Consider the following 16,794-nt stretch of genomic DNA (forward strand, 5'->3'; position numbering starts at 1 on the left):
TCCTCGGTGCCCACCCAGCCGCATGATGCCAAGCGGCTAATATTTGCTCAACGGGCGACCCGGATTAACTAGGGCGCAGGTTTGGAGGGAGGACCTGCATGGGCTTGCGGATCCTCCCGGTGGCGGAGATCCTCGCGCTCACGGGTTTTCACGAATGAGACTGCGTAGAGGATGATGGTCAGGACCACGAGAGCCAGGGCGAGCGCAAGGTTCCTGCGGCCTCGCCGGTTCCGCCATTCATCCATTCCTGCTGCCCTCCGCCAGATTGTGGCTGCCGACCTAGCACCTCAAGCCGCTAGAGGTTCAAGCCTGAATTTTTCGGATCGCAGCAAAGATAGACTTACGGAGCTGAAACTGAGGGCGCGCTCCCCCCGACACACGCACACGGGCATGCCCACTCTCACGGCAGCGCCGGCTCAGAGGATCGATCTCCCAACGCAGGCGCCGTCTGCTGATCGCACTTGCACTCAACCTCGGCATCACGGTCGTCGAGGGCGTCGGGGCGTAATTCCCGGTTCGCTCGCGCTCCTCGCGGACGCGACGCACAACTTCTCCGGCGCGGCCTCCGTGCTTGTGTCCTACATCGCCTGGCGGATTTCCAGGCCCGAGCCGGACCGCCGCCGCACCTTCGACTACGATAAGTTGTTGGCTGAGCTGAAGGCGTTCCCCTCGGTCGAGGACGTGCATCCCTTGCACGTCTGGCAGCCAGACGAGGGGCGAACCGCCTTGGAAAAGCACGTGGCGGTGTTCGAGCGGGATCTCGCCGCCGTGGCCGACCTCTAGGAGCACCTTAGAGACCTGTTCGGCATCGACCACACCGCACCGGAGTTCGAGCTCTCATCGCAAGTCCGGCACAGCCGCGCACTGCTCCAGGACCAATGAGGTCGGCCGTTTGGCTCCAGCCTATTGGTTGGCAGTCATGGTAGGCGACGTGCGGCCGCCGAGCGAGGCCCAGATCGAGCCCGCATCGCCCTCGCGCTTGATGTAAACGTAGCCCGTCTTGTGCCACGGCAGAATGGCGTTACGCTTGTTGTCGAGGATGAAGTCACCGCGGGTGGTGCGCACCATCATCACGGCATGACCAGCGCCCTCCTCGTCGATGACAACCGTCATCCGCAGCGCCCGGCGCGGGAAGCCGGCCTCGACCAGGCGCTTGCGCTTGACAAGCTGGTAGTCCTCACAATCGCCATAGCCGTCCTCGGCGAAGTCCCAGACGTCGTCGACGCCCCAGTGGTCCTTGTCGGTCTTGGCCTTGATGTCGGTGTTGACCTGCTGATTGATCCTGACGAGCATCTGCCAGTCCTTTGACGTGAGATTGATCGTCGTTGGCTCGGACGGGTCGACAGCGCATTCCGCCGGGTTCTGTTCGCAGAAACGGATCCAGCCCATGATCGGCTTGGCAACGCCCACTTGCGCTACGGGCTGTGTGGCGCCTGGCAGGATGCTCCCAGTCTGCGCCTGTACCCCGGTCCCGATCACGGTAAGCGCCATCGCGAGGCCTGCGAGACGAAGCATGTTCCGGAGAGAAGGTCGAGTGTTCAGAGACCCGAAGAGAGGTTGCCGCATTGCCCCCACCGCTGTGCCGTTAAGGTTTTGTTCATCAAACCTGACACAATGGGCGGGAGCCGCTCAAGGCAAAAGTTAAACGAGAGTTAACAGGTCGCACCCTGTTTCGTTCCGGAAATTGCGTTAACCATGTCCTGCGCGTAATGTCGCAGCAATGATCTCCAAGCGCCCGCTCACGTCGTCGAATGAGAGGGCGTAGTGGACGTCAGCGCTGTCCCGGTGCGCCTCACCCACGCTGAGCGCGGCATCACCAAGTTCGAGCAGGAACTCGCCACGGCGCTCCGCCGCCATTCTTGGATCGTAGACGACCATCGTCGCACCGAGCACGGTCAGCGTATCGTCGACGAGCTTCGTCGCCGCCGCATCGTCTCCCTGGCGGAACGTGGCCGCGATCATGATCCGCTCGGTGACCGGACGATCCGGCGGGCCAACCACTTCGATGCCGACCTGACGCGCGGCGTAACGACAGCGACTGCTGACCACACAGGAGGTTTGCCGGACGCGAAGATCAGCGCCGAACTGTCCAAGCGCCGGATTGATCATTTCTGCATAATTTGGCGGCGGGGCATCAAATGGATCGGCCGTCGCCTGGGAGGCAAGGGCGAGCGTTGCTATGAAAAAGGCAAAGACTGGTCGCATGGCCCCTCCGAATGTTGCCGATATGCCGCCTGAGCATCATGGCAGGCGCATGACCCACCATTCCTTTCCGATGTCGTTATCCCCGCAAAAAATGGAGCATGGCCGACGGGGCTGCCAACCTCCCGGTTGTAATGCGTCGCTTTACCTCTCCAGCGGACACAAGCTATTGATTGTGCCGCGCTTCACATTTCAGGGGGCATGTGAGAGGCTCCCGGCATGAAGCCGTGGCTTGCCATCACACGTATGCTCTCGATCCTTGCGATCTTTGGGCTCGTGCTCGCCCCGTTCACCGTTCCCGCGGTGGCCGGAGGGCTGGTCACGCCTATCACGGCGTCTGACACCGGAATGGCACGGGCCTCCGCAACCTATGACATGGCGATGGCCGAGGCGCAGTGCTGCGCGCCTGCCCGGTCATCCAAGTCGGAAGGCCCCAAGGCCTGCCCGCTTGCGGCTTTGTGCCATGCGAAGATCGTTCAGGGCGTTTCGGTCGCCACTGTGGTGCTGCGTTGGTTCAGCCCTGCACAGGCCCGGGCACCCGGGAACGATGCCACGCCGAAGACGCTGGCCCAGGCTCCACCTGCTCGGCCCCCGCAAGCCTGAGGATCCCGCCGGCGCAAGCGCCGGAAGCCGCGTGACAATCGCCGCGCCGAGGCCGACCTGTTGGGACATGGCCGCCGTCGATCTTGGGACAATCCAATAAAGCCGTCCATCCGGGCACGCCCTCTCGGCGGCGCTCCTCCGGGCAATACCAGGACGACCCCGATACCTAAGCACAGACGTGATGATGCACCCCGTCGAGGGGCGAAAGACACCAAAATGACGAAGCGATCTCTCGTTGCTCTCCTATCGACCCTGGCCATCGGTGGCATGCCGGCTGCGATGGCCCAGGCCCCTGAAACCTACCGCGCCGGCGCCATCGTGGTGGAGGCGCCCTGGTCCCGTGCCACGCCGGGCGGCGCCAAGGTGGGCAGCGGCTACATGCGGATCATGAACACAGGTTCGGAGCCCGACCGTCTGGTTGGCGGCTCGACCGTGGTCGCGGAACGCTTTGAGGTGCACCGCTCCACGGTTGTCGATGGCGTCGCCCGCATGGAGCCCGTCACCGGAGGCCTGGAGATCGGCCCGGGTCAGACCGTGGAGCTGAAGCCGGGCGCGCTGCATGCCATGCTCGTCAACCTGCGGCAGGGATTGAACCCAGGCGACACAGTGAAGGGCATGCTCATCTTCGAGAAGGCGGGCGTGCTCAAGATCGAATACCGGGTCGGCGGCATCGGGGCACAGGCCGCCCCGGCGGCTGCCAACGTTCACCAGGGCCACTAAGGCGGTGCGATGTCATCCGCTCTCAAGATCATTCGCTGGGTCGCATTTGCGCTCATCGCCGTCCTGCTACTCCAGATCGGTTTCTTCGCCTGGCACTGGTACCGCGGGGAGACGTCCGCCTCTCGGTTCGCCCAACCCGTCATCACGACGACCGGCGTTCCAGATGTCGGTGGCCCGTTCTCGCTGGTGAACCACCGTGGCGAGCGCGTCACCCAGGACACCTTCAAGGGCAAGCCGACGGTGTATTTCTTCGGCTTCACCCACTGCCCGGAGGTGTGCCCGACGACGCTGTTCGAGATGAGCCAGCATCTCAAGGACCTCGGCCCCGACGCCGACCGCCTCAACGTCGTCTTCGTGACGGTCGACCCGGAGCGGGACACCCCCGAGTTGCTGAAGACCTACATGGAAAGCTTCGATCCCCGGATCGCCGCGCTCACCGGCTCGCCGGAGGAAGTGACCGCGGCGGCGAAGGCCTTCCGCGTCGCCTACCGCAAGGTGCCGACGGAGGGCGGCAACTACACGATGGAACACTCCGCGTCGGTGATCGTGACCGATGCACAGGGCGGGTTCGTCAGCCTGATCGACTACCACGAAGACAAGGCAACGGCGCTCGCGAAACTCAAACGAGCGATCCGGGGATAGGACATGGGCCAAACCGCCAGCACTCGTCACGTGACCATGCCCGGTGGGCTGCTCACAACCTCAGGCCGTCACGCGTGGGCGTACCTGTTCGCCGCCTGGATCATCGCGCTTGCGGCAACCTTCGGGGCCCTGTTCATCGGAGAGGTCATGGGGCAGACGCCCTGTAGCCTATGCTGGCACCAACGGGTCTTCATGTTCCCGCTTGCCGTCATCCTGGCTGTGGCGACCTTCCGCGAGGATCCCGACGTCTGGCGCTACGCCTTGCCCATCGCAGGGCTTGGGTGGCTCGTCGCCGCCTTCCACTCGCTGCTCTACGCCGGGATCATCCCCGAGGCGATCAAGCCCTGTGGACAGGGTCCGTCCTGCTCCAGCGCCGACATGACCGTTCTGGACCTGCCGCTGCCCTACCTGTCGCTCGCGGCCTTCACCGCCATCGCCGTTCTTCTCATTCCTGCCAGTCGAAAGAAATCCAATGTCTAAGCGCCTCCTTGTCATCCTGACCGCCCTGATCGTGGTCGCCGCCTTTGCCGGTGGCGCCTTCCTATATGACCGCTCCGGCAAGGGCGCTGAGCCTGCCTCCGCGGCCACCGCCGCCAACGGCACCCTGGTCCGGCCGCACTCGCCGGTCATCGGCCCACCAGAGGCCCCGATCACCATCGTGGAGTTCTTCGATCCGATGTGCGAGGCCTGCCGGGCCTTCTACCCCATCGTCAAGCAAATCCTTGCGGACTTCCCGAAGGACGTGCGCCTGGTCCTGCGGTACACACCCTTCCATGAAGGGTCCGACATCGCTGTCTTCATCCTTGAGGCGGCTCGCGGACAAAATAAGTTTGAGCCGGTTCTCGAAACCCTGCTGGCGAACCAGCCGGAATGGGCCGCACATGGCGCGCCGGACCTCGACAAGGCTTGGCGCTTCGCCGCGGCCGCGGGCCTTGATGTGCAGCAGGGCAAGAAGTTGGCATCCACACCCCTTATGGGTCGTATGCTGGAGACAGACATCGCCGACGTGAAGGCCAACAATGTCCGGCAGACGCCGACCTTCTTCGTCAACGGCAAACCGCTGACCAATTTCGGCCCGCAGCAGCTCCGCGACCTGGTCCAACGCGAGGTCGACCAGGTGCGGAAGGGGTCATGATCGCCCAATTGGTCTTAGGTCCCTATGGGATCCGGCCAAAGGTCGGATCCCCGGCGGACTGAACTGTTGTAGTTCTCGGAGGCTCCGTTGAAACCCTGGCCACCCGCTGATCTCATGCCCGCCCGAGTCAAACGATCCTCCCGACGTCCGCTCACGAAGTCGGGGGGCACCCCTTGGGTCAGGATCCTCACCGTCGCCCTCGGCCTTGCCGTTGGTCTTTCCGCCGCCGGCGCCGCGGAGGCGCCGCCACGTCTGATCGTGCATGAGACGCCGCGCCCCATCCCGGAGCTTTCCTTCAAGGACGACGGCGGGCGGCAAGTTTCCCTCGCCGATCTGCGCGGCAGGATCGTCGTTCTGAACATCTGGGCGACTTGGTGTTCCCCCTGTCGTGAGGAGATGCCCGCCCTTGATCGCCTCCAGGCCCAGTTCGACCGAAAGGATGTCGAGGTCGTCGCCCTGTCGATTGACCGGAAGGGGCTCGATCCGGTGCGAAAGTTCCTCACCACGGTCGGTGTCAGGCATCTGGCGCCGTACATCGACGAGAGCGGCAGCGCGTCGCGCAGCCTCGGCCTCGTCGGCCTGCCGGGCACCTTGGTGATCGACCGGGACGGGCGGGAGATTGGCCGCCTGTTGGGCGCCGCGGAGTGGGACAGCCCGGAAACCGTCAAATTCCTGAAGGCACGTGTCGAACAAGGGAAGACCGCTCCAGCCCGGGAGCCCGCATTGTGATGCTGGCTCGATCCCGCCACGTGCCTTGGACGAACACTTTGGACGCCCGGTCCTTGTGCCGCGGCGCTAGGATCGAGTGAAGGACCCATGCTCAGCGTCTCCCTCCCGGCCGCCATGCTCGGCGGCCTCATCAGTTTCCTGAGTCCCTGCGTCCTGCCGCTGGTGCCGCCCTACCTGTCGTTCCTGGCGGGCACGACCTTCGACCGGCTGAGCGCGGGCGACGACCGCGCTGTCCGTCGGCGGGCCGTCCTGGCGGCGCTGCTGTTCGTGGCGGGCTTCTCCACCGTCTTCGTGCTGCTGGGGGCTACCGCTTCGGCCCTTGGCCAAGTGATCCGACGGTACCTCGATGTGCTGAGCACCCTCGCTGGCGTCTCGATCATCGTGATGGGGCTGCATTTCCTCGGCGTCTTTCGCATCGGGCTGTTCTACCGCGAGGCGCGGTTCAGTGTGCCCAAGCCGACCGGGCTGTGGGGCGCCTATGTGATGGGTCTGGCCTTCGCCTTCGGCTGGACACCCTGCATTGGACCGGTGCTGGCTGCGATCCTGACCGTGGCGGGCTCGGAGCAGAGCGTCGCGCAGGGGGCCTTGCTGCTCGCCGCCTACTCGGCAGGCCTTGGCATTCCCTTCCTGCTCGCAGCCTTCGCCATGAAGCCCTTCGTGGCGCTCCTGAAGAGCATGCGCTCCCGCTTCGTGCTGATCGAGAAGACCATGGGCGTCCTCCTCGTCCTGACCGGGATCGCGTTCCTCACCGGCTGGATCACCAACATGTCATTCTGGCTTCTGGAGACGTTCCCGGCCCTAGGGACGTTGGGCTGAGGCGGAAGCGAGTCGGCGCCATCTAAAGTGACACCGCTCATGGTGTAGGCGTCCGCGCAGGACTGTTGCCCGATCACCCTCAATCGGAAGCAGCTATCCTTTGCCCGCTCAACGATGGGTCTTGCCGGCCACTTCGTGGCGTTCAGGATTCCTTTCGCGCGGTTCTTCTTCGCCCATAGAGTTCCAGGCGATGGCCAACGAGGTCAAACCCGAGTTCCCGCGCGACCACAGCCTGAAGTCGCTCGATCTCCTCGGAACGGAACTCAATCACTGTGCCCGTATCCACGTCAATCAGGTGGTCGTGGTGCCGCTTTGCGGCCGGCTCGTACCGCGCCCGCCCGTCCCGAAACTCATGTCGCTCAAGAATGCCGAGTTCTTCGAAACGCTTCATGGTCCGGTAGACGGTCGCGAGGGAGATGCGATCATCCTCCTCGGCCACGCGGCGGTGCAGTTCGGGCACATCGGGATGGTCGTGGGCGCTGGCAACAACCTGCGCGATGAGCTTGCGCTGGCCCGTGAGCCGAAGGCCCTTGGCCCGGATCTGAGCTTCAATCCTGTTGGTTATATGCACTGACTCCCAGGCGGCCGAGATCAGCCTATCACAAAGTCCACCAGGAGCTTGACGTTCAAGGTCACGATCACGGCGGCGATGATCCCCGCGAGGCCCACGAGCCACGCCGGAGCGACGAGCGCGCCCATCTTCGCCTTGCTTGACGTGAACATGATGAGCGGGATCACCGCGAAGGACAGTTGCAGGCTCAGGATGACCTGGCTGAGGATCAGCAGTTGAGCAGTGCCGCTCTCGCCGTACCAGATCGTCACGATGGCTGCCGGAACAATCGCCACCAGACGGGTGACGAGCCGGCGCAGCCAAGCCGGTAGGCGGATGTTGAGGAAACCCTCCATGACCGCCTGACCGGCAAGGGTCGCGGTGACCGTCGAATTGAGGCCGCAGCAGAGAAGCGCGATGCCGAACAGCGTCGGCGCGATGGCAGCGCCCAGGAGCGGCGAGAGAAGGCTATGCGCTTCCCCGAGTTCCGCCACCTCCGAGCGTCCGGTCGTGTGGAACGCCGCAGCGGCGAGGATCAGGATCGAAGCATTGATGAAAAGCGCGAACATCAGCGCGACCGTCGAGTCGATGGTGGCGAACTTCAGGGCCTCGCGCTTCTCAGGCAGTGAGCGCCCGTACGACCGCGTCTGCACGATGGCCGAGTGCAGGTAGAGGTTGTGGGGCATCACGGTGGCGCCCAGGATGCCAAGCGCCAGGTAGAGCATCTCCGGGTTCGTCACGATCTGGGTCGTGGGCGCGAAACCACGGATCACCCCGCCCCAATCTGGGTCCGCCAGCGCGATCTGCACGCCGAAGCAGACGGCGATGACGCCGAGCAGGGCGATCACGAAGGCCTCCAGGTACCGGAACCCGAGTCGCTGCAAGTAGAGGATCAGGAACACGTCGAGTGCGGTGATGACGACACCGATCTCCAACGGGATCCCGAACAGAAGATTGAGGCCGATGGCCGTGCCGATCACCTCCGCCAGATCGGTTGCCACGATGGCTAGTTCCGCCAGGAGCCAGAGCGGCACGCTGACAGCCTTGGGGAAGGCGTCGCGGCAGGCCTGGGCAAGGTCACGCCCAGAAGCGATGCCAAGGCGGGCGCAGAGCGACTGCAGCACGATGGCCATGATGTTGGAAACCAGGGCGACGACAAGGAGCGTGTAGCCGAACTTCGAGCCGCCGGCGATGGAGGTCGCCCAGTTGCCCGGATCCATGTAGCCCACCGAGACCAGGTAGCCCGGACCCACGAACGCGGCGAGCTTGCGCAAATTGCCCCCGATCCTGGGCACCGCCACGGTGCGGTACACCTCCGACAGGGGGGCGTCCCGCCGGGGCTGGCGCCAGCCCGTCAGGTCCTCGGCGAGATCGGGAGCTCGGGCGTCCATGGTCAACTCCAGCGTGTTGCAGTTGCAAGTGATTTGCAAGAGCATGACACAGTCCGTGCCGCGTGTGAAGTCCGGGTCGTAAAGGCTCTTTAGGAGAGGCCGGCAAACCTCGCCATGCCCCCATCCTGGCCCTGGAATGGCCCCTACAAGCCCGGCCCCTTGGCGGCACCGAGGATCCTGCCCGGCTTCCCGTCCCATGCCTTCTGAAGAAGGACGACGTACGTGTCGGCCCCCTGTGTCTCGACGGCTTCGAGGGGCATCTCGAAGCGGATGTGAGAGCCCGACCAGCGCCCGAGGGGATATAGTCCGCGCACGACATTCGTATACGTTTCCGTGCGCCCGGCGTTCTCTCCGCGATGGATCGCAACCTGGCTGTGCCGGCGGACCGGCAGCAACCAAGCCTCAGCCTCGCCGTCGCCTTCACCGACATCGACGATGACGAGACCGTTTTCCTCCTTCACCTGGATGATGACGGGTAGGGAGCCCCCAGCCGTTGCCTGATCGATGGATCTTATGGCCTGGTCCCGCGCCGACCCGATGCAGGACACCACGCCGTTGACGATCATCTCGGGCGTGTAGATCTGACCCGCCTTGCGGGCTTTCGCATATCCCTTCTGCCGTAGGGTGAAGAGCGTGTCCGCCAGCGTATCCTTCCAGCCGAGATAATCCCAGTAGTTCACGGGCAGGGTCAGCACGACGAGACTGGGATCCCGTTGCTACTCCATCATGAGCTCGTCCGCGGGCCGGCAGGCCGAGCAGCTTTGGCTGACGAAGAGTTCGAGAACCGCGCGCGGCTCCGGCGAGGCGGCAGCCTGGCCCACAACGAGGGTGGAGACAGCAGACAGGAGGCCAGTCCAGGTTCTCAGAGGATATCGCATGCCTCTAACTCAGCACGCCGTCCGGACGGCGTGGAAGTCACGTTCCCTTGATCTCGGCCCGCCCGGGACGTCAGGCCGGCTGCCGTGATCGACAGCGGGAATCCGAATCGGTAGTCATGGGGAGCTTGCAACCGGCAAGTGGCTGACCCGTCCGACGCGGAGCCGCGAACAGGACGGTCTGAACGCAAGGATCTCTGTGATGCCCTTCAACGCCCCCGCCGTGCGCCGTGTCGCGCTCCTCGCCGCGCTCGTCCTGCCGTCGGCGGTGCTGGCCCAGCCCGCTTCGTTCACGCCGGAGCAGCGCGAGGCCATCGGCGGGATCGTCCGGGAGTATCTCCTCAAGAACCCCGAGGTGCTGCAGGAGGCGTTCACCGAGCTCCAGCGGCGGCAGCAGGTGGCCGAGCAGGCGGGCCGGGCAGAGGTTCTGACCGCCGAGCGCGGCAAGCTGGAGAACTCGCCCCGCGACTTCGTGCTCGGCAACCCGCAGGGCGACGTCACCATGGTCGAGTTCCTCGATTACAACTGCGGCTACTGCAAACGTGCCATGGCCGACGTGAAGGCGCTCATCAAGTCCGACCCCAAGCTGCGGGTGGTGATCAAGGACTTTCCGGTGCTTGGGCCAGGGTCCGTCGAGGCCAGCCGCGTCGCGCTGGCGGCCAAGTCGCAGCTTGCCGGCGACAAGCTCTATGATTTTCACACCAGGTTGATGGAGAGACGCGGCCAGGCCAACGGGGAATCCGCCAAGGCAGTCGCCAAGGAGATGGGCCTCGACATGGCCCGCGTGGAAAAGGATCTGCAGAGCAACGAGATCGACGCCATGCTCCAGGAGAACATGGGGCTCGGGGAAAGATTGGGGATTAACGGCACGCCTGGCTTTGTCATCGGGAATGAGGTTATTGCGGGCGCCGTCGGGGTCGAGCCACTGAAGCAGGTCATCGCGAACACGCGGAAGTAAAGGTGCGGACCAAGGCGCCTATAGACCAACGAGGATGCGGCCAAGCCGGCATTGAAGGAACAACGGCTTGGCCTATGTGATCTCCTGCGCGTTCGTTCCCTAGCGCCCAGAGTTTCCAACATGGCCGTCACCCCTTCAACGTTTCCTCGCAGCTCCTTACGAGCTGAGCGAAGCGGGCACGGCGGCAATATGAGGTCGCCGTGCCGTGAAGCGCTGCCCCCTGCAGTTGGCAGCGGGCAAATCTCCAGTCTTCAGTTCTTCGGCTTCTCCAGCACCGGGAACTTGATGCCCAGCTGATCGAGGTACGTCGCGTACTTGGTCGGATCGTAGTAGTACTTCTTCATCTCGGGCCGGTACTGCGCCATGATGTCGGCGTTGATCTGCACCTGGGGCTTGTCCTCGGCCGAGATCATCGGGACGTACTTCTGGTTCTTCTGCTGCTCGGTGGCGAAGTACTCCTTGGCCTGCACCAGCAGCTCCGGCTTCGACAGCAGGTCGATGGACGTCATCGCGATCACCTTCGCCCCGGCAACGATGCCCTTATGCGCAATGGGCGTGGCCATCGACATGGCATTCGCCCAATGGTGACCCGGCAGGTTGGGAATGTTAGACGGGTAGTTCAACGTGATCGTCGGGACTGTCCATGAGATGTCGCCGATATCGTCGGATCCGCCGCTCTCGGGCTTCTCCAGAGGCGGTTCGAGCTTCTTCAGTTCGACGGCGAGACCTTCCTCCTTGTCCTTGACCGTGCGCTGCACCGCCTTGGCGAAGGCCTGCTCGTCCTCGGTCCATTGCGGCAGCCCAACCTGCTGGATGTTGGCATAGGCAGCCTCCGCCATTGGCTTGTTGAAGTGGCGGGGGGCGGCAGTGCCTATGATCTTCCGTGTGACGGTGGTGTCCGTCATCTTCGCCGCCGCCTCCGAGATGGTGTTGGCGATCTCGAAGTTCTTGCGGATGTTCGCGAAGTCCTGCTCGCGGATGAAGTACCAGACGCTGGCGACCGACGGCACGACATTGGGCTGGTCGCCCCCATCCGGGATCACGTAGTGGGAGCGCTGCTCCGGCCGCAGGTGCTCGCGGCGCATGTTCCAGCCGATGTTCATCAGCTCGACGCCGTCGAGCGCGCTACGACCGCGCCATGGCGCCATGGCGGAGTGGGCGGATTCACCGCTGTATGTGTACTGGACCGAGACCATGCCCGTGCCGCGGGGCTGGCCCCAGGTGGTCTCCAGATTGTTGCCGACATGGGTGAACAGGACGGCATCAACCCCGTTGAACACACCGTCACGGACCATGTAGGCCTTGCCGCCGAGAAGCTCCTCGGCCACGCCCGGCCAGAGCATGATGGTCCCGGGGATGTTCTCCCGCTCCATGATCTCTTTCAGGGCAAGCGCTGCCACGACGTTCACCGCCTGGCCCGAGTTGTGTCCCTCACCGTGTCCCGGCGCGCCTTCGATCATGGGTTCGCGGTAGGCGACGCCCGGCTTCTGCGACGCCTTCGGGATACAGTCGATGTCGCTGCCGAGCGCGATCACGGGGCCGCCTGAACCCCACTTGGCAACCCAGCCTGTCGGCAGGCCCGCGACGTTACGTTGAACCGAGAAGCCGTTCTTCTCAAGAATGTCGGTGATGTACTTGGAGGTCTCGAATTCCTGGAACGCGAGCTCGCCGAAGCTGAAGATCGAGTCGTTCATCTCCTGGGCGAGCTTGGCGCGGGCCTCGACGCCTGCGACGGCACGCTTCTTCAGTTCAGCTATGCGCTCCACGAGCGCGGCGCTCTGTTCGGGGGTTTGGGCCAGAACGGGGGCTACGGTCGTGAGCAGGGCGGTGAGTACCAGACTGGGTAGTAAACCACGTTTCATGAGAACCTCCCGGGAGTGTCGAACCGCGCGGGCAAATCAGCGGGCGCGAGCAACATCGGAGCAGATCACGCGGAATTCAGCTTCTGTGCTAAATACATTCCAGCCATCAGCTATGAACATGGCCCTCGTTGGAACTTTTCGCCTGCTGACAGAATCAAGATGGCCGCGGAAAAGGCGCCGACAAGGGCTGAAGGGGTTCAAACCGAGCTATGGCTTAGGCGCCAAGCAGAGATTGGGGGCATCGAAAGATCAATGTCCTCGTCCGCGTCCGAACTGCGCGACTAGTTCGCATCGGTCCGGCACCAGTGCCTCGACTGTCTTGAGCGTTTCCGCACTCCAGGAGCAAGCGCAGCTACTAGGTGGGGTGACCGAAATCGAGAAACCCGTGTAGAAGACCAGAAATCGCTTCCTGAGCCGCTCACCTCATATGCCATCCTTCCCTTCAGATCCTGACGAAGAGACGCTTCGGAACGTCGTGGAGGCGCTGACCGAAAGCGGACAGGCCGTCTCCATCTACGATGCCGAGGACAACCTCCGCTACGCGAACGAGACCTACCGAGGCATGTTCCTGATCGGCTACGAGGGGCCGTACACCTTCGCTGACATCCTCCGCTACGGCGCCGCGCACGGGCTCGGGGTGAGGATCGACGGCGGCGACGTCGAAGCCCTGATCGCCAGGACCCTTCCTCGGCGGCGGAGTTCACGCCGGAAATCCTTCGAGACCGATCTCGTCGATGGCCGCTGGTTCTGGATCGAGCACTCAGTGCTGCCGAACGGATAGATCCTGACGGTGGGAACGGACATCTCTGCCCTGAAGCACAACGAGAAGTCCCTGCGCCAGGCCCACGAGTCTGCCCTGCTTGCCTCACGCACGGACCTCCTCACCGGCCTGCCGAACCGGCGCTACATCCTCGAACTGCTCGACGAGGGCCTCGCGGCGGGCGAGGCGTCCGGCGCCGGACTGTGTGCGTCGATCATCGACATCGACCAGTTCAAGGTCGTCAACGACACCTACGGGCATGATGCCGGCGATGCCGTCCTCCGGCATTTCGCGCAGGTTTTCCGCGAGAGCCTGCGCCCCGGAGACCATCTCGGCCGGATCGGAGGCGAGGAGTTCCTGCTGCTGCAGATGGATGTCCGTCTCGACGACGCAGCCCGCCTGCTCAACGGGATCAGAGCGGAGTTTCCACCTGCCACATTGCCGGACCAGACAACGCGTCGGCCCATCGCCTTCAGTGCGGGCCTGACGGCGGCCCTGCCGCACGACGACCGGAGCTCGATCCTTTCCCGTGCGGATCGTGCTCTTTACGCTGCGAAGGCTGAGGGGCGAAACTGCACCAGGATTGGCCTTGGGATGGAACGGACCGCTACGGATCGTGCCCACGCGCCAGCGAAGACGGCTGGTCGAAGTTCCTGACCCAAGCGCTCCAGAGCCCGAGCAGGATGGCAGCTGTGCTTGCCAGGTAGACCTCTGTCCCAGACGCCATCGGTCAGGTCGAAGTCCCTCGACCAGCCATAGCCAAGCCAGCCCCTACACCCTCCCGGTCCTCTGCCTTGCAGCAAGTCCACACACTTCCGTGAGGTCGGACCAGCCTGCGGAACCGTGGTCCTGACTGGACGTCTGTAGGATTGTCGCCTTGTATTCCTACCTGGAGGACTTTTCCCTATGCGTCTTGTCGGTCTGCTTGTCGCCTCCTTGCTTGGCACTCTCACACTCGGAGCTGGTTGGGCGAAAGCGGATGTCCTGATCACCGTCGACAAGACCACCCAGCACATGTCGGTCTCCGTTGGTGGCAAGCCGCGCTACGCTTGGTCGGTGTCGACCGGCAAGGCGGGATATGAGACGCCGGTTGGCACCTTCACGCCATCTCGCTTGGTGAAAGACCATGCCTCCAAGGAATGGGACAACTCGCCCATGCCGCACTCGATCTTCTTCACGCACCGGGGCCATGCGATCCACGGCAGCAACGCCACCCGTACCTTGGGGCGGCCCGCTTCGCACGGGTGCGTCCGCCTCGCGCCCTCAAACGCAGCAAAGCTGTTTGCCCTGGTTCGAAGCGAGGGCCTAGGGAACACGAAGATTGTGATCCGAGGAGATGAGCCGAAGAAATCCTCGGCGCGGACGGTCACGCAGGAGCGGCCCAAAGCCCGGAATGCTGAGCCTTCGTCTGTCGGAGCAGGTTACTCCGACCGTCGGCCACAACGTCCAGAGGCCCTACGCCCAGCACCGGCTTATGGATACGCAAGCCCGCTGAACACGCAGGCCATTTTCGATTGGCAATGAACAGTGCCCTGCCGCTCACCCTCAAGACAGGCGTATGCCAAAAACATCAGGCATCCCGCGATTTCGGCGAGCGCTACCTCAATGGAGGCGAGAGCGGTCAGTGGTGGCCCTTGCGGCCATGCCCCTGGCCTCCCGAGGCCTGGTAGCCACGCAGTTCACCGTAGCGGCGGACCTGCTCGGGCGTGAGCACGTCGAGGGTGGAGAGGTGATAGCGCAGGTGGGCTCCGCGAAGAGCGCCCTGCGTCGCCCCGATGTCGGCCGTGGCGGCTTGCAGGCTCGCCGAAGTAACTGACTTGGTGGCAAATTGACGGTCGAGGTCCGTCTCCTGCGCGATCAGGCGCTCGCCGAGCGGCACCGTCTCCGCCCTCATCGCCATGTGGAGCTCCTCAACCCGGGTGCGCTGCTCCCCGGTCAGCGCAAGCTTCGCGCCGAGTTCCAGGACATGGATCGGACCGGGATAGCCGTTGAGTTCTGCCGGCAACGCCAGTCCCATGCCGCGGCCCGCGCGGAGGTCGGCGATCTGCTCATCGGACAGTGCCTTGACCGGCCGCGCCTCCAGGCCGGTATACGGCGAGGCCGGGGTATGCTGGGCTTGCGCGGCATCAGCGGCAGCGAGGGTTGCGGCAATCACGATCCAAGCGCGGTACATTGATGATCTCCTAGAAAGATGCTGTCAGAGCAGGCGTGCACCCTCATAGCGGGCGAAGGCCTTCTGGCCTGATGGCCCAAACAGCACGACGTCGTAGGTGTCATTCTCAACACCCGCGACCTCCATGCCGGGCGATCCAACCGGCATGCCAGGGACGGCTAGGCCCTTCGCCTGGGGCTTCTCAGCCAGCAGGCGCTTGACCGCGTCCGCCGGCACGTGCCCCTCGATGACATAGCCGCCAACCTCCGCCGTGTGGCAGGAGGCGAGTTCGTCCGGGACGCCCAGGCGGACCTTGACCCGGTTCACCTCTGGCGTGGTGACGACGTCAACCGGGAAGCCGGCGGCCTTCATGTGCTCGACCCAACCACCGCAGCAACCGCAGTTCGGGTCCTTGGCGACGACGACCTTCGGCAGGGCGGCCTGTGCGAAGGAGGGCCCTGTCGTGAGGGCCGCACCGGCGGCACCGAGAACAGTCAGGAAGCGGCGGCGGCTGAGCATGGGGATCTCCTTCAGGCTGCGGTCGGAGTGTAGCCGGCCTCGGACACGAGGGCCTTGATCGAAGTCAGATCGGTGCTGCCGCGGACGGATACAAGCTTGGAGGCCGGATCCGCTTCGACGCTCGTTCCGGGCAAGCCCGTCTCGATGGCCTTCTTGATGGTACCGGCGCAGTGGCCGCAGGTCATGTCCTCGACCCGCAGGGTGAGGGCGTCCGGGTGGCGGGCCACGGTCTGGTCCGACTGAGATTGGTGGGGGCTGCATCCGCACATGGTGCTTACTCCGTTTCGTGATGACGATGCGGGCACCCTGCACCTTCCCATGATGGCAAGGTCAAGAGGCGACTTGAACCCTGCACTCCAAGGATCCCTGGCCGGGCCAGGGGAACCCGATGCCGAAGGCCACCGTTGGGCCGATGATCATAGGGATGGTGCCTTGCATGACCTGATCCGCCTCATGCTCAGCCGCCTGACGGTCGCGCTGCTGGCCTTCGGCCTCGCCAGCGCGCCGCTGTATGCGGCTGTCCAGGCGGGAACCTCTGATCATGGACCGTCCGCCCATGCGGTGCAGACCACGCACGCATCCCATGGCCAGTCCGATCACCACCACAGCGGTGCTTCCAAGCCCTATGCGGCCGGCCAGTTCTGCTGCCATCCCGGCTGCATCATGGCCGTCTTCCCCATCCCTGCGAACCTGACGCAGGGCGTGCCGCTGTCCGAGGTGGTCCCGATCCCGCCGGACCTGACGCCCGTGCCGGCCATGCTGTTCGGCATCGACCGCCCACCGAAACGCACCTGATCTACGCCGAGCGGCCATGCCGCTTGCGATGAAAGCCGGCCCGTTGGCGTGTCCGGCGCCGCGCCCATGTGGGCCGATCAGATCA

General features: G+C 64.3%; 22 protein-coding genes and 1 pseudogene. 13 read left to right on the plus strand and 10 right to left on the minus strand.

Annotated features, from left to right (window positions below; translation table 11 throughout):
* Nucleotides 1-390 precede the first annotated feature (390 nt).
* Nucleotides 391-783 carry a cation transporter gene (locus tag GR303_RS04770; RefSeq protein ID WP_161721146.1) on the plus strand — a complete coding sequence of 131 codons (393 nt, stop codon included), beginning with the start codon at nt 391-393 and terminating at the stop codon, nt 781-783.
* A gap of 120 nt (nt 784-903) precedes the next feature.
* On the opposite strand, the gene GR303_RS04775 is transcribed toward GR303_RS04770, so the two are convergent.
* Both GR303_RS04775 and GR303_RS04780 read right to left on the minus strand, forming a co-directional pair.
* A complete protein-coding gene (locus tag GR303_RS04775) occupies nt 904-1,515 on the minus strand; it encodes a transglutaminase-like cysteine peptidase (protein WP_246205234.1) in 612 nt (203 codons plus the stop codon).
* A gap of 174 nt (nt 1,516-1,689) precedes the next feature.
* The gene (locus tag GR303_RS04780; RefSeq protein ID WP_161721144.1) at nt 1,690-2,205 is read right to left on the minus strand and encodes a hypothetical protein; all 516 of its coding nucleotides are present in this window, start codon (nt 2,203-2,205) and stop codon (nt 1,690-1,692) included.
* A gap of 216 nt (nt 2,206-2,421) precedes the next feature.
* On the opposite strand from GR303_RS04780, the gene GR303_RS04785 reads away from it, so the two are divergent.
* The 7 genes from GR303_RS04785 to GR303_RS04815 all read left to right on the plus strand — a co-directional run bounded on the left by GR303_RS04785 (nt 2,422) and on the right by GR303_RS04815 (nt 6,847).
* Nucleotides 2,422-2,805, plus strand: coding sequence for a hypothetical protein (locus GR303_RS04785; protein WP_161721143.1), 384 nt, complete (start codon nt 2,422-2,424; stop codon nt 2,803-2,805).
* Nucleotides 2,806-3,021: 216 nt separating this feature from the next.
* Nucleotides 3,022-3,525, plus strand: a complete 504-nt coding sequence (locus GR303_RS04790; RefSeq protein ID WP_161721142.1) for a copper chaperone PCu(A)C — start codon at nt 3,022-3,024, stop codon at nt 3,523-3,525.
* A 9-nt stretch (nt 3,526-3,534) separates the two neighbouring features.
* The gene (locus GR303_RS04795) at nt 3,535-4,167 is read left to right on the plus strand and encodes an SCO family protein (protein WP_161721141.1); all 633 of its coding nucleotides are present in this window, start codon (nt 3,535-3,537) and stop codon (nt 4,165-4,167) included.
* Nucleotides 4,168-4,170: 3 nt separating this feature from the next.
* Nucleotides 4,171-4,647, plus strand: coding sequence for a disulfide bond formation protein B (locus GR303_RS04800; RefSeq protein WP_246205233.1), 477 nt, complete (start codon nt 4,171-4,173; stop codon nt 4,645-4,647).
* Nucleotides 4,640-5,302, plus strand: a complete 663-nt coding sequence (locus GR303_RS04805) for a DsbA family protein (protein WP_161721140.1) — start codon at nt 4,640-4,642, stop codon at nt 5,300-5,302. Before GR303_RS04800 ends, GR303_RS04805 begins: the two co-directional genes overlap by 8 nt.
* A gap of 114 nt (nt 5,303-5,416) precedes the next feature.
* Nucleotides 5,417-6,031 carry a TlpA family protein disulfide reductase gene (locus GR303_RS04810; protein ID WP_161721427.1) on the plus strand — a complete coding sequence of 205 codons (615 nt, stop codon included), beginning with the start codon at nt 5,417-5,419 and terminating at the stop codon, nt 6,029-6,031.
* 87 nt (nt 6,032-6,118) lie between these two features.
* The gene (locus GR303_RS04815) at nt 6,119-6,847 is read left to right on the plus strand and encodes a cytochrome c biogenesis CcdA family protein (RefSeq protein WP_161721139.1); all 729 of its coding nucleotides are present in this window, start codon (nt 6,119-6,121) and stop codon (nt 6,845-6,847) included.
* A gap of 142 nt (nt 6,848-6,989) precedes the next feature.
* On the opposite strand, the gene GR303_RS04820 is transcribed toward GR303_RS04815, so the two are convergent.
* From GR303_RS04820 to GR303_RS24475, 4 genes and pseudogenes are all read right to left on the minus strand, one after another.
* The gene (locus GR303_RS04820) at nt 6,990-7,523 is read right to left on the minus strand and encodes a Fur family transcriptional regulator (protein WP_343231977.1); all 534 of its coding nucleotides are present in this window, start codon (nt 7,521-7,523) and stop codon (nt 6,990-6,992) included.
* Nucleotides 7,439-8,788 (minus strand): Nramp family divalent metal transporter, encoded by a 1,350-nt coding sequence (locus GR303_RS04825; RefSeq protein WP_161721138.1) that lies wholly within the window; start codon nt 8,786-8,788, stop codon nt 7,439-7,441. Before GR303_RS04825 ends, GR303_RS04820 begins: the two co-directional genes overlap by 85 nt.
* A 143-nt stretch (nt 8,789-8,931) precedes the next feature.
* A pseudogene (locus tag GR303_RS04830) lies at nt 8,932-9,489 on the minus strand (DUF1223 domain-containing protein); the annotation flags it as partial.
* A gap of 15 nt (nt 9,490-9,504) precedes the next feature.
* Entirely contained in the window at nt 9,505-9,666 is a 162-nt protein-coding gene (locus GR303_RS24475; protein ID WP_210253384.1) for a hypothetical protein, read from the minus strand.
* A 199-nt stretch (nt 9,667-9,865) separates the two neighbouring features.
* Between GR303_RS24475 and GR303_RS04835 the strand changes: the two genes are divergently transcribed.
* Entirely contained in the window at nt 9,866-10,621 is a 756-nt protein-coding gene (locus GR303_RS04835) for a DsbA family protein (protein ID WP_161721136.1), read from the plus strand.
* 251 nt (nt 10,622-10,872) lie between these two features.
* Here the strand turns inward: GR303_RS04835 and GR303_RS04840 are convergent, their stop codons facing one another.
* Nucleotides 10,873-12,483, minus strand: coding sequence for an amidohydrolase (locus GR303_RS04840; RefSeq protein ID WP_161721135.1), 1,611 nt, complete (start codon nt 12,481-12,483; stop codon nt 10,873-10,875).
* Nucleotides 12,484-12,958: 475 nt separating this feature from the next.
* Between GR303_RS04840 and GR303_RS24590 the strand changes: the two genes are divergently transcribed.
* From GR303_RS24590 to GR303_RS04855, 3 genes are all read left to right on the plus strand, one after another.
* Nucleotides 12,959-13,264: a PAS-domain containing protein gene (locus tag GR303_RS24590; RefSeq protein WP_161721134.1), complete on the plus strand. Its 306-nt coding sequence runs from the start codon at nt 12,959-12,961 to the stop codon at nt 13,262-13,264.
* 9 nt (nt 13,265-13,273) lie between these two features.
* On the plus strand, nt 13,274-13,900 hold the full coding sequence (locus GR303_RS24595; protein WP_161721133.1) for a diguanylate cyclase: 627 nt from the start codon (nt 13,274-13,276) through the stop codon (nt 13,898-13,900).
* A 249-nt stretch (nt 13,901-14,149) separates the two neighbouring features.
* Nucleotides 14,150-14,767: a L,D-transpeptidase gene (locus tag GR303_RS04855; RefSeq protein ID WP_161721132.1), complete on the plus strand. Its 618-nt coding sequence runs from the start codon at nt 14,150-14,152 to the stop codon at nt 14,765-14,767.
* A 97-nt stretch (nt 14,768-14,864) separates the two neighbouring features.
* On the opposite strand, the gene GR303_RS04860 is transcribed toward GR303_RS04855, so the two are convergent.
* Genes GR303_RS04860 through GR303_RS04870 form a run of 3 tightly spaced genes read right to left on the minus strand, consistent with a single transcriptional unit; the run spans nt 14,865 to nt 16,141 of the window.
* Complete coding sequence (locus GR303_RS04860) at nt 14,865-15,416, minus strand: Spy/CpxP family protein refolding chaperone (protein WP_161721131.1); 552 nt, start codon at nt 15,414-15,416, stop codon at nt 14,865-14,867.
* 24 nt (nt 15,417-15,440) lie between these two features.
* The gene (locus GR303_RS04865) at nt 15,441-15,914 is read right to left on the minus strand and encodes a DUF411 domain-containing protein (RefSeq protein ID WP_161721130.1); all 474 of its coding nucleotides are present in this window, start codon (nt 15,912-15,914) and stop codon (nt 15,441-15,443) included.
* An 11-nt stretch (nt 15,915-15,925) separates the two neighbouring features.
* The gene (locus tag GR303_RS04870; RefSeq protein ID WP_343038374.1) at nt 15,926-16,141 is read right to left on the minus strand and encodes a heavy-metal-associated domain-containing protein; all 216 of its coding nucleotides are present in this window, start codon (nt 16,139-16,141) and stop codon (nt 15,926-15,928) included.
* Between the two features lie 205 nt (nt 16,142-16,346).
* Between GR303_RS04870 and GR303_RS04875 the strand changes: the two genes are divergently transcribed.
* On the plus strand, nt 16,347-16,709 hold the full coding sequence (locus tag GR303_RS04875) for a hypothetical protein (protein ID WP_161721128.1): 363 nt from the start codon (nt 16,347-16,349) through the stop codon (nt 16,707-16,709).
* Nucleotides 16,710-16,794 lie beyond the last annotated feature (85 nt).

The sequence above is a fragment of the Microvirga arsenatis genome, from assembly GCF_009910705.1.
Classification (GTDB): domain Bacteria; phylum Pseudomonadota; class Alphaproteobacteria; order Rhizobiales; family Beijerinckiaceae; genus Microvirga; species Microvirga arsenatis.